Genomic DNA, 9556 nt, shown 5'->3' with positions numbered 1-9556 from the left:
TGATTTATCTATTGCGATTGCCACGCCCCAGCGCGCGGCTCATCTGGGCCGCTATCTGCCCCTGAGACCGGCGGAACCCTTGAACGTCCGGTGTTGAAATGTTCATCACCACATTCACAGCACGCCCAGCACCCTGCGTCCGCACGCCCAGCTTGCCATCGGCCCCACGCGTCAGCGGCATGATCGCCTCAGGCCCGGCTTCTCCCATCAGCCCGGTGCCGCCGCGCATGGGAAACGTTGTCGGGCCGCTGACCACACCACCATTGGCGAAGGGCATCACCCGGCCCTGGCTGAAGCTGCCGCCATCAGCAAAAGGCAGAATTCCCTTCACCAACCCGCCAACCGTGTTGGCTAGCATTCCGCCAAAGTGATCCGTCACCGGCTTGATCGCAGCCGCATAAGCCGTTTGGATCAAGGAGTTCTTCAGGACATCCAGCGCGCCGGAAAGACTCATCCCATCCAGAACGACACCATCGAAGGCCTTGCGCAATCCGCTGGACATGCCACGCTCCAGCGTGGCGACATCCTTGCCGGTCTCTTCAAATGCGGCACTGATGCGCTTCATCTGGCTGTCAAACGCCGCCGCCATAGTCGCAGCATCGCCGAGGGAATCGCCCAGCGCTTCTCCACGTTCTTGCAGGTCATCAAACCCGTCACGATCTGTCATCACGCTCTCCTTGTGTCTTGTCCGGATAAGCCGCCAGCAAAGCATCCAACCCCGCCCGGTTCATTGCGGACACGCCGGACCCCTGCCCCAGCATCAGCCGCAGCTCTGCCGGGGTCAGACGCCAGAATTGATCCGGCGTCAGTCGCAGCCCCAAAAATCCGGCCCTCATCAGGGCAGGCCAGTCGAACCCGCTCATGTGCCCTCCGGCACCATGAAGGCGCGCGCCAACAATTCGGCTCCAGTTCTGGCTGCAGCCATGGGGCCGCCTTCGATCTCGGCATGCATCAGGTCGGCCCGGGCAACGTTCCAGCCACCGCCTCGCAGACCGGCAACGATGAGGGCCAAAACATCCGCACTGGAATACGCTCCGCCCTCAAACCGTTGCACCAGCTCAACCAGCGATCCTGCATTCAGCTCCTGCTCCAGCTCCGCCAAAGCACCAAGCGTCAGCTTGAGCACCCGCTGCTCGCCATCGATGGTCAGCGCCACCTCGCCTGTCCACGGATTGGCCATCGGATCAAAGCGCCGTAAAGGTCAGAGCACCGGCACTGGCCATGCTCATCTCATAGGTCGCCTCACCGTTGTGCGAACCTGCGTACTCGATGCTGGTGACCTGAAACCGACCTTCAACAACCCCAAAATCAGGGATGATGACCTGAAAGGCCGGAGTTTCACCATCAAAGAACAACTGCCGCGCACGCTCATCAGTGCCGGCATCCCTGAATACACCGGAACCGGAGATCGAAGCTGATTTGACCCCCGCCCCAGACAATAGCTCGCGCCATCCACCCTGACTTTCCAGGCTGGTGACATCCACACTTTCAGCATTGAAACTGATTCGCGTGGCCCGTAGCCCCGCGATCGTCTGGAACAGGCCGGTGCCGTTCATATCCACTTTGACCAAAAGGTCTTTTCCGTTCTGGGCAGCCATGTGCTCTCTCCGTTGATTGCTTAGTCATCTTCCACGCGAGCGCGGAATTTCAGGTCGATCTGGCGGATGGTGCCGCCCGTCCCGGTACGCCGGGCCGAGGCGCGCTCGAACCACAGCCCTACCAGCCGACCGCGATCCAGGTTAAGTGGCGCGTTTTCCAAGGCGTCACACACCGCGCCGGCCAGTGTCTTAGCAGCGCCAAATCCTGCCGCCTCGGACACAACTGAAACGGTGAAACGGTGTATTGCGCCCGTGCCTGATCGGTCCGAGGCGTCTCGCACCTCTTCCGGGCCCAGCATCACATAGGTCTGCGGCACGGTTCCTGCGGGTACTGCATCATAGATCGCGCCACCCGATTGACTGCTGACTGCTGCGTCCGCTGAAAGCTGCTGATACACGGCCGCCTGCAAAACGGCAGAAACGCCATAGCTCATGCCACCACCTCTTCATCTGCGAAACAGGTCAGGTACTTGCCGCGGGCGTCAAGTTCGGCCACGGCCCGGATTACAAAACGCCGATTGCCCTCGCGAAACCGCTGATCAGGCGCGGGACGCATCGAAGACCCCATGCGCGCCCCACGCACCACGATGCGATACCCGACACGCGACACGGATATTCCAGCGATCTGCCGTTCTGCTCCACTGCGCGCCGTCACTTCGGCCCACAGTGTCCCCATCGCAGCCCATGTTTCGGTATAACCCCCCGACCCATCAGCACTTCGCATTGGCGCCTCCAGCACCAGTTTACGGTTCAGATGCGGCGTTTTCATTGCGAAATCCCCGCCCCGAAACGCACCATGCGATAGCGCTGGATCAGGCTGGTGACACCAAAGGGCATACAACCCGCGCCCAATGAGGTTTCATCTCGGTATTCATAGTAATGCGCCGCCAGCAGCAATACCGCCTGCCCCAGATCAGCAGGCAACCCGCCCCAATCCTGAGCCATCCCCGCGACAAAAGAAATCTTAGCAGAACCACCCGTTTTGATGGCAGGCAGGCTGGATCCCATAGGACGCACCCGGGGCCGTTGGCTATCATGCTCCAGCCGATAAGTTGCGGCGTCTGCAGCCGTTTCAGCGCCGCTCTTGTCGGTCAGCGTCAAAGCCAGCACTGAAACCACCGGGGCCACGGGCAACACCTCTCCCGATGGGTCGCGCCACCTGTACAAACTCCACGAGAAGTTCCGCGCGATCAGAACCGTGCCGGTGCGTGCCTCGATCGCCGCAATGGCGGCTCGCAGGAACCCCTTCAACACTTCGTTCTGCACATCATCCTCGGCAAAACCCGTGCCCAATCTCAGATGCGCCTTGAACTGATCCACCGGCAGCGCCGCATCCGCGATGGCGGCCTCTTCGATCAACATCATCCACTCACTCCGCAATCTCGGACCCCTCCGGGGCCCCATCCTTGGAAAATGACGGACACGCGCCGCCCCACGTTGCTCGGACGGAGGGGAGCAGCTAGACAACGCAGAGGATCTCACCCCGGCCCGCGCCCGCCGTCCGAGGGGCCAGCGCCCCCCGGATTCAGCCCGCGTTAGGCGGTGCCGAATTTCACCAGCTTGATCGCAGCGAAATCGCTGACATCGCCGCCGACGCGTTTGGTCGCATAGAACAGCACATGCGGCTTGGCGCTGAACGGATCGCGCAGCACGCGCAGATCAGGACGCTCGGCAATGGTGTAACCAGCCTGGAAGTCACCAAATGCAATTGAGAAACTGTCGGATGCCACATCCGGCATGTCCTCGGCGATCAGTACCGGATACCCCATCAGACGCGCCGGCTCACCTGCGGCCAGACCATCAGACCACAGGAAGCGGCCATCGCTGTCTTTCAACTTGCGGATCAGACCTGCGGTCTTCGAATTCATCACGAAGGTACCATTGACCCGGTATTGCGCGCCCAGTGCATAAACCACATCGACAATCGCATCCGCGTCAATACCTGCATCAATACCAGTCGCAACATAGCCCAGGCTGCCCCAGGACCACGCATCATTCGGTACGGCTCGGTGGATCATCAACCCTTTGGGCTTGTCGACGCCATCGCCGTTGATGAAAGCCGCCGCCTCAGCGCGTGCAAATTTGTCGGCAATGCGCCCGGCCAGCCAACCTTCGACATCGAAGGCGCTGTCATCCAGCAGACGCTGCGACGCCTTGGGCAGTGCGCTCAGCTCGTGCAGCTGGATCGAGATGCGATCGATCGACGGGGTTCCGGTTTCCGCCGTGGCCGAGTTTTCATCCGCCCAGCCCGCACCTACATCGGTGTGATCAATCAGCACGTCGAACGAATTTGCCTCGACATTCACAACCGATGCAATCGACCGGATAGATGCCGTCGAGTTCAAAACGGACTTGATCGTCTCGGCGGTCTGCGGATCAACCAGATAGCCACCATCGCTGTTGACCGCTGAGGACAGCGATTTGGCTTCCATCTCGAGGCCGCGCAGCCCGTCATCTTCGCCAGACCGCACATAGGCATCAAATGCCTTCTGATGTGGGGCTCCGTCCTCGATCGAAGCCGCAAGATGCGGGCGTGCCGCGATAGTTGATTTACGATCCAGCATGGTCAGTCGCTCTTCTGTCTGTTGCAGTTTGGTTTTAACTTCGGCTTTCAGGCCCCTGAATTCATTTACGAAGCCAGCCATCGCCTGCTTCACCTCCTGAACCAGGGGCGCACCCTCTCCGGTCAAGGCCGGGGTTTCGGTCTTGCTCATCAGCATGTCCTGTTCTGAGTGGTTTTGAGGCGCGCTAGTTCCGCGCCAGCTCCTGCCGGGCATCGTTGAATACGTCGGCAATACAGCGCAGGGCCTCCTCGGCGTCAGGGTTTCGCCCCTTCGCCGCCACCCGCGCACTGGGCAGCATCGGGAACGTCACCAAGGACACCTCCCACAGCTCCAGTTCGGTCAGGACCCGCTGGCCCTTGTCATTCTTAATGGCCCGTTTGGTGCGATAGCCAATCGACAGACCATCCATCGCGCCTGCCCGGATCAGTTCCGCCACCTCGCGGCCCTTCTGCGTGCTTTCCAGCAGACGCCCCTTGACCCACAGGCCCTTGTCATCCTCACGCACTTCGTCCCACACGCCGATGGGCTGGGACGGATCGTGCTGCCACAGCATCTTGACCCGCTGACCCGCCTTGGCCAGCCCGTCAAGCGAGCCGCGATAGGCTCCACGCTGCACCACGTCACTGCCCTGATCGACCTGCCCAAACAGGCTTGCATAGCCCTCGATCACCGCGTCATCCGTGACCGACAAACCGTCGCCGAACCGTGCAAATTTATGCTCCAAATCCATGAACTTCTCCATGTAACCCATTGAACTTATGGCGCCACCACCAACAGAGACTGAAACGCCTGTGCCAGGATCACCGCCGCCACGCCATAGACCGTCAGCCACAACCGGCGTTCCAGCCGCTCCATCATCTCTTCGATCTGATCCAGCCGCCGACACAAATGCGCATGCTGAATCTCGGCCACCCGCTCATGCGCGGCCAGACGCAGGCCCGGCGCGCATTCGAACGGAGGATACCCGTCACCCATCCGCACGCTCCGGCAGCCCCAGCAGCGCGCGTTTCTCAGCATCGGTCAGGAATTCGGCCCCGCTAACCCGCGCCCATTGCGCATCCCGCTCCGCCGACAATGCAGGCACTTGATCCAGATCGGGCTTCAGCACCAATTCCTCACCGGTAAAGCCCGCCAGCCATTCCGACACCGCCGCCGCCACCCGCGTCACCAGAGGCAGCACGGTCAGGCGATAAAACGCCCGGTTGGCCTCCTGATAGTTCGAATAGGTCGCGTCGCCTTGTATCCCCAGCAGCATCGGCGGGACCCCAAAGGCCAACGCGATCTCGCGGGCGGCGGCTTCCTTGGTCTTTTGAAACTCCATGTCAGAGGGCGAAAAGCCCATCGGCTTCCAATCCAGCCCCCCTTCCAGAACCATCGGTCGCCCCGCATTGCGCGCCCCGCGATAGTTCTGCTCAATCTCATCGGACAGACGCCGAAACTGATCCTCGGCCATCACCCCATGGCCATCACCGCCCTTCCAGACCAGCGCCCCCGAAGGCCGCGCCGCATTGTCCAGCAGTGATTTCGACCAACGAGACGCGCTGTTATGCACATCAATCGCCATCGCCGCCGCCTGCATGGGCGAGAACCCGTAATGATCATCCTGCGGGTGGAAGGACTTGATGTGACAGATGGCCTCTGCCGCAAAACGGTGTGTCTTGCCCCCCGCCGTATAGTCATACGCCCTGGGCCAGCCATCCGCCCCCGGCACCACGCTCATCCGGTCCGAGCGCAGAACATGCAGTTCAACCGGCAGCCCCTCCTCGGCCTGCACCGCCTCGACATACGCATTGCCCGACAACAGCAGCTGCCCGAATACGGCCTCCATCAACTCCGCCCGCCCCTGCGCCGCATTCGGACGCCGCATCAGGCTGAGCATGGGATGCGCCTCATAGCGCTGCGCCTGATCCTGCAGGGCCAAGGGCAAAGCCGCCGCCGCCTCGGCAATCAGCTTGACCGAGCGAAACCCCACCGGGTTCCCCGAAAACCCCGTCCGCGTCAGCGACACCGCATCCCGAGGGCTCCACGCCACGCGACCACCCGTCTGCCACGCCACCACAGGCCCCGCCGCGCTCGCCTTTGCCTCCGGCGCTTCCCCAGCCGATCCACGACGCAAGAAATCGAATACCATCTGTTCTCCTTTCTGCCGCCGCTCTGCCCGGCTCGTTGAAAGGAGTTATGAGGGAAAGAAGTTTAGGGCTTGGGAATGGGGCGTACGGGGGGTGGGCAACGGTAGTCTTGATCCTTTGCTACAAGCCCAATTCAGCTACGAATTCAAATGGTGTCGTTGCAGATAGAGCCGATCTTGACGGACACAAGATCAATCAAGGTGCTTTGGGTAGAATCTCTCGTTGTGATATGCTCGATTCCAAACAATATTGTTGGTCCGGAGTTTTGATGTTTAGATTTGCATTTGTCGTGGGCTTTGCATGTGCCCTCTTCGCTTCTTCTGTAGATGCAAATCCGCTGGATAAATGGCGCATTTCTTGTGGTGTGGACAAAGGCTCAATCACAAAAAAGGGTCGAACGTGGACGTTCAAGACCAGCAGCAACCATTGTCCTGGTGGTATATTCACGCAACGCGCGGAAATATACACTGACAAGGTTTCAGCAACGCATCGTGGTGCATATCTTTTTACAAGCCGCGTATCCATGACAGGCGAAAAGGGTCAGAAATTTGGGCTGTTTCAAATTCACGACGGCAGGCATGGTTGCGCGCCACCACTAAAGATCGATGTTACAAAATCGGGACACTTGGCACTCATTAGCGACATAAAAACGGGGCCGGGGGAGTCTTGTATTCGAGGAAAGCTTTCAACTGCAAAATCCCCCGGTCGCTTCGTGCTAGATGGTAAAGAGCGGGAAGTGAAAGTTCTGGTAGTATTTGATGGAGAAGGAAATTTCGACACAACGATTTGGCTGGATAACAAAGTCCAAGCGACCGGGCGCTATGAATTCTCCAAGAGTGCTGGTGCATTTCAACCTGAAAAGTACTTTTTTAAGCACGGAGTATATTCTCAATACCCATTTCGCTACGAAATGGTTTCCCGAGATGTACGGGTTAAACGAGTAAAAATCTCCAACTAATTCCAGTACATTTACCGGGGCATAGTGCGATCACAGGCTTCTCAAATCTCAAAAGCAGTTGTTTGACTTCTGAAACTGAAGAAAAAAGTCCCTCACAAAGCCCGCACCCTAGGCCGCCGATAGGCCCCCGCAGGCCCCACAACCAACTCATGCAGCGCCCAGACCAGCGCGTCGACCCGGTCAGGCGAGCCCTGCCCCTCGAACCCGCGCGCCGTCATCTGGCACATCTGCTCCTCCAGCGCGTGCAGCCCGGCGACATGCGACACCCGCCCCTGTTCGTACAACGCTGCCACCGGCTCCGCCCGCGCGACCTTGCCACGCGACGCACGCACCGCCCGGAACGGGACCAGAGGGTCCACCTGCCGCACGACCTCCTCAACCAATTGCCCGCCCTGATTGACCTCGGCCACCAGCCGCTCGGCCCCGAGCTCATCCATCGCGTCAATCGCCGCCTGCGCCCAGCCCGCCGGGCCAACGCCCTGCACCGTCCGGTCAGCCAGCACGAACGCCCGCCACTCCTCGGGTGGCCCCTGCAGTTGCGCCCCGACCACCACGATCCCGCAGGCATCCGCATCTGATCCTGCCGTCACTGCCGGGTCCAGCGCCACCACAATACGGTCCAGATCGGGCACCCGGTCGACCCGCGCCGCCTCCAGCATCGAGCCCGTCCACAGCGCCCCCTCGGCATCCGACAGCAACACCCCGTCCAGTTCCTGCCGCCCCAGCCGCGTGCCCGCATAGCGCGCACGGACCTCGGCCAGAAACGACTCCGCCAGATTGGCCCGGTTCGCCTCTGTCGGCGCATGGGTCGTCACGGTGGACGGGGACGCCAGCAACGCCTTCAGAACCTTCACATTCCGCGGCGTGGTCGTCACACAGACCCGCGGCCGATCCCCCAGCCGCAGGGCAAATTGCAACATATCCCAGGTCTCGCCCGCCTTCTTCCATTTGGCCAGTTCATCCACCCAGGCCGCATCGAACTGCGGCCCGCGCAGCCCCTCAGGGTCATGCGCCGAAAACGCCTGCGCCTCGGCCCCGTTGGGCCAGATAAGCTTGCGCTCGGATGCCTTCCACGTGGGCCGACGATCCGGCGGTGAGCATTGCAATATCCCGCTATCGCCAAAGATCATCACATCGCGCACCTGATCAAAGGTCTCACCGACCAAGGCCACTCGACACGCCTCGCCGCGATCCAGCGGCAAAGCCCCCTCAACCACCTGTCGCACCCATTCGGACCCGGCCCGCGTCTTACCAGCACCGCGCCCACCCATGATAACCCAGGACCGCCAGTCGCCTTCGGGCGGCAACTGATGCGGCAGTGCCCAGAACTCGAACAGGAAAGGGAGGGCGCACAGCCCCCCCTCCCCGATCTCACTTAGAAATCTGTTCTGCACCGCAACAGGCGCGGAGGCGAGCCAACCTGCACCCGACTTCAAACCGAGCTCGGTCAAGATCGAGCGCGTACCCTCCTTGGGCAATTCCGGCTTGTCTGTGATGTTGTTCGACAAAGCTTGTCTCCACTTTCTGACAACTTCGGATCAGCCCCTCTAACTGCCCGAGTTGCTTGGCTGAACCAGCAAGATCTGCATCCTCCCCGGCTCCGATCTGTTTGCGCAGTTCTTCCGCTGCTTGCCGCAGATCTCGAATGGACCTCTCAAGCGACTGCAACAAGTCAGCCGTCTGGGAAATCCGCTCTTCCGGGGTAATCAAAGTCATGTTTGCCTGTGACCTCATGCGTGAGTTTTCTCCGCACGAGAGAAGCGAAAAACGGCCACCGGGTCGCCCCGGGGCCGTCGCCCGCCTCTTCTAGCATGACATAACTAGTACGGAATTACGTACTTAATGTCAATAAGTTACGCAACACTAGCGCAACGCAGGGCGACCGCTGTGTTGAGTATTCCTTTACCAGATGCTCTCAGCCCTGGCCTGTCAAATCCTGCGCCAACATCAGCGCATTCCTGTCCGGATCATAGAACGTGGCCGTGCTGACCATCCCCTCAATCGTTTCCGTTTCACCGTCAAATTCCACTCCAGCCGCCTCCAACTTTCTGCGCGCATCCACGATATCCGCGACTTCGAAGACAGGCACGCAATTCCCCGGAGAGGCTTCGGCCTGTTCGCCCAGCCCCAAAGTGACTCCGTCGACATTCGTCCGCATTTCGCTCCATCCCGCTTCATCAATGTGGTGGATAAGCTCAAACCCGAGATTGACGGCATACCAATCTGCGCTGGCATGTCGATCCTGCACGGACATCGCAAGTGTTATAGTGTTTTTCAATGAAACGAGAGGCATAAGGCTTCCTTTTT

14 protein-coding genes are annotated in these 9556 nt (G+C 60.3%); 1 reads left to right on the top strand and 13 read right to left on the bottom strand.

Going from position 1 to position 9556, the window contains the following annotated elements:
- Nucleotides 1-4: 4 nt before the first annotated feature.
- From D1823_RS03455 to D1823_RS03405, 11 genes are all read right to left on the bottom strand, one after another.
- A complete protein-coding gene (locus D1823_RS03455) occupies nt 5-667 on the bottom strand; it encodes a phage tail tape measure protein (protein ID WP_117868629.1) in 663 nt (220 codons plus the stop codon).
- Nucleotides 654-863, bottom strand: a complete 210-nt coding sequence (locus D1823_RS03450; RefSeq protein WP_117868628.1) for a rcc01693 family protein — start codon at nt 861-863, stop codon at nt 654-656. The genes D1823_RS03455 and D1823_RS03450 overlap by 14 nt, the downstream gene beginning before the upstream one ends.
- Nucleotides 860-1180 carry a gene transfer agent family protein gene (locus D1823_RS03445; protein ID WP_117868627.1) on the bottom strand — a complete coding sequence of 107 codons (321 nt, stop codon included), beginning with the start codon at nt 1178-1180 and terminating at the stop codon, nt 860-862. Before D1823_RS03445 ends, D1823_RS03450 begins: the two co-directional genes overlap by 4 nt.
- A gap of 4 nt (nt 1181-1184) precedes the next feature.
- The gene (locus D1823_RS03440; protein ID WP_117868626.1) at nt 1185-1598 is read right to left on the bottom strand and encodes a phage major tail protein, TP901-1 family; all 414 of its coding nucleotides are present in this window, start codon (nt 1596-1598) and stop codon (nt 1185-1187) included.
- 20 nt (nt 1599-1618) lie between these two features.
- A complete protein-coding gene (locus tag D1823_RS03435; RefSeq protein ID WP_117868625.1) occupies nt 1619-2032 on the bottom strand; it encodes a DUF3168 domain-containing protein in 414 nt (137 codons plus the stop codon).
- A complete protein-coding gene (locus tag D1823_RS03430) occupies nt 2029-2367 on the bottom strand; it encodes a phage head closure protein (RefSeq protein WP_117868624.1) in 339 nt (112 codons plus the stop codon). Before D1823_RS03430 ends, D1823_RS03435 begins: the two co-directional genes overlap by 4 nt.
- Entirely contained in the window at nt 2364-2963 is a 600-nt protein-coding gene (locus D1823_RS03425; protein WP_117868623.1) for a head-tail connector protein, read from the bottom strand. Before D1823_RS03425 ends, D1823_RS03430 begins: the two co-directional genes overlap by 4 nt.
- Nucleotides 2964-3133: 170 nt before the next feature.
- Entirely contained in the window at nt 3134-4312 is a 1179-nt protein-coding gene (locus tag D1823_RS03420; protein ID WP_117872681.1) for a phage major capsid protein, read from the bottom strand.
- Nucleotides 4313-4346: 34 nt separating this feature from the next.
- Nucleotides 4347-4904 (bottom strand): HK97 family phage prohead protease, encoded by a 558-nt coding sequence (locus D1823_RS03415; protein ID WP_117872679.1) that lies wholly within the window; start codon nt 4902-4904, stop codon nt 4347-4349.
- 14 nt (nt 4905-4918) lie between these two features.
- Complete coding sequence (locus tag D1823_RS03410) at nt 4919-5137, bottom strand: hypothetical protein (protein ID WP_117868622.1); 219 nt, start codon at nt 5135-5137, stop codon at nt 4919-4921.
- Nucleotides 5130-6293, bottom strand: coding sequence for a phage portal protein (locus D1823_RS03405; protein ID WP_117868621.1), 1164 nt, complete (start codon nt 6291-6293; stop codon nt 5130-5132). The genes D1823_RS03410 and D1823_RS03405 overlap by 8 nt, the downstream gene beginning before the upstream one ends.
- Nucleotides 6294-6559: 266 nt before the next feature.
- Here D1823_RS03405 and D1823_RS03400 point away from each other — a divergent pair, with 266 nt between their 5' ends.
- Nucleotides 6560-7249 (top strand): hypothetical protein, encoded by a 690-nt coding sequence (locus D1823_RS03400; protein WP_162896753.1) that lies wholly within the window; start codon nt 6560-6562, stop codon nt 7247-7249.
- A 92-nt stretch (nt 7250-7341) separates the two neighbouring features.
- Here D1823_RS03400 and D1823_RS03395 read toward each other — a convergent pair whose 3' ends face one another.
- A complete protein-coding gene (locus D1823_RS03395) occupies nt 7342-8685 on the bottom strand; it encodes a DNA-packaging protein (protein WP_254683825.1) in 1344 nt (447 codons plus the stop codon).
- Between the two features lie 479 nt (nt 8686-9164).
- Complete coding sequence (locus D1823_RS03385; RefSeq protein WP_117868619.1) at nt 9165-9542, bottom strand: VOC family protein; 378 nt, start codon at nt 9540-9542, stop codon at nt 9165-9167.
- Nucleotides 9543-9556: the final 14 nt, after the last annotated feature.

Origin of the sequence: Ruegeria sp. AD91A (genome assembly GCF_003443535.1) — a bacterium.
GTDB lineage: Bacteria > Pseudomonadota > Alphaproteobacteria > Rhodobacterales > Rhodobacteraceae > Ruegeria.
This window is presented reverse-complemented; position numbering and strand designations above follow the sequence as displayed.

Excerpts from the sequence above, each read along its gene's own strand:
- D1823_RS03455 (WP_117868629.1), bottom strand. The coding sequence starts at position 667 with ATGACAGATCGTGACGGGTTTGATGACCTGCAAGAACGTGGAGAAGCG.
- D1823_RS03450 (WP_117868628.1), bottom strand. The coding sequence starts at position 863 with ATGAGCGGGTTCGACTGGCCTGCCCTGATGAGGGCCGGATTTTTGGGG.
- D1823_RS03445 (WP_117868627.1), bottom strand. The coding sequence starts at position 1,180 with ATGGCCAATCCGTGGACAGGCGAGGTGGCGCTGACCATCGATGGCGAG.
- D1823_RS03440 (WP_117868626.1), bottom strand. The coding sequence starts at position 1,598 with ATGGCTGCCCAGAACGGAAAAGACCTTTTGGTCAAAGTGGATATGAAC.
- D1823_RS03435 (WP_117868625.1), bottom strand. The coding sequence starts at position 2,032 with ATGAGCTATGGCGTTTCTGCCGTTTTGCAGGCGGCCGTGTATCAGCAG.
- D1823_RS03430 (WP_117868624.1), bottom strand. The coding sequence starts at position 2,367 with ATGAAAACGCCGCATCTGAACCGTAAACTGGTGCTGGAGGCGCCAATG.
- D1823_RS03425 (WP_117868623.1), bottom strand. The coding sequence starts at position 2,963 with ATGATGTTGATCGAAGAGGCCGCCATCGCGGATGCGGCGCTGCCGGTG.
- D1823_RS03420 (WP_117872681.1), bottom strand. The coding sequence starts at position 4,312 with ATGAGCAAGACCGAAACCCCGGCCTTGACCGGAGAGGGTGCGCCCCTG.
- D1823_RS03415 (WP_117872679.1), bottom strand. The coding sequence starts at position 4,904 with ATGGAGAAGTTCATGGATTTGGAGCATAAATTTGCACGGTTCGGCGAC.
- D1823_RS03410 (WP_117868622.1), bottom strand. The coding sequence starts at position 5,137 with ATGGGTGACGGGTATCCTCCGTTCGAATGCGCGCCGGGCCTGCGTCTG.
- D1823_RS03405 (WP_117868621.1), bottom strand. The coding sequence starts at position 6,293 with ATGGTATTCGATTTCTTGCGTCGTGGATCGGCTGGGGAAGCGCCGGAG.
- D1823_RS03400 (WP_162896753.1), top strand. The coding sequence starts at position 6,560 with ATGTTTAGATTTGCATTTGTCGTGGGCTTTGCATGTGCCCTCTTCGCT.
- D1823_RS03385 (WP_117868619.1), bottom strand. The coding sequence starts at position 9,542 with ATGCCTCTCGTTTCATTGAAAAACACTATAACACTTGCGATGTCCGTG.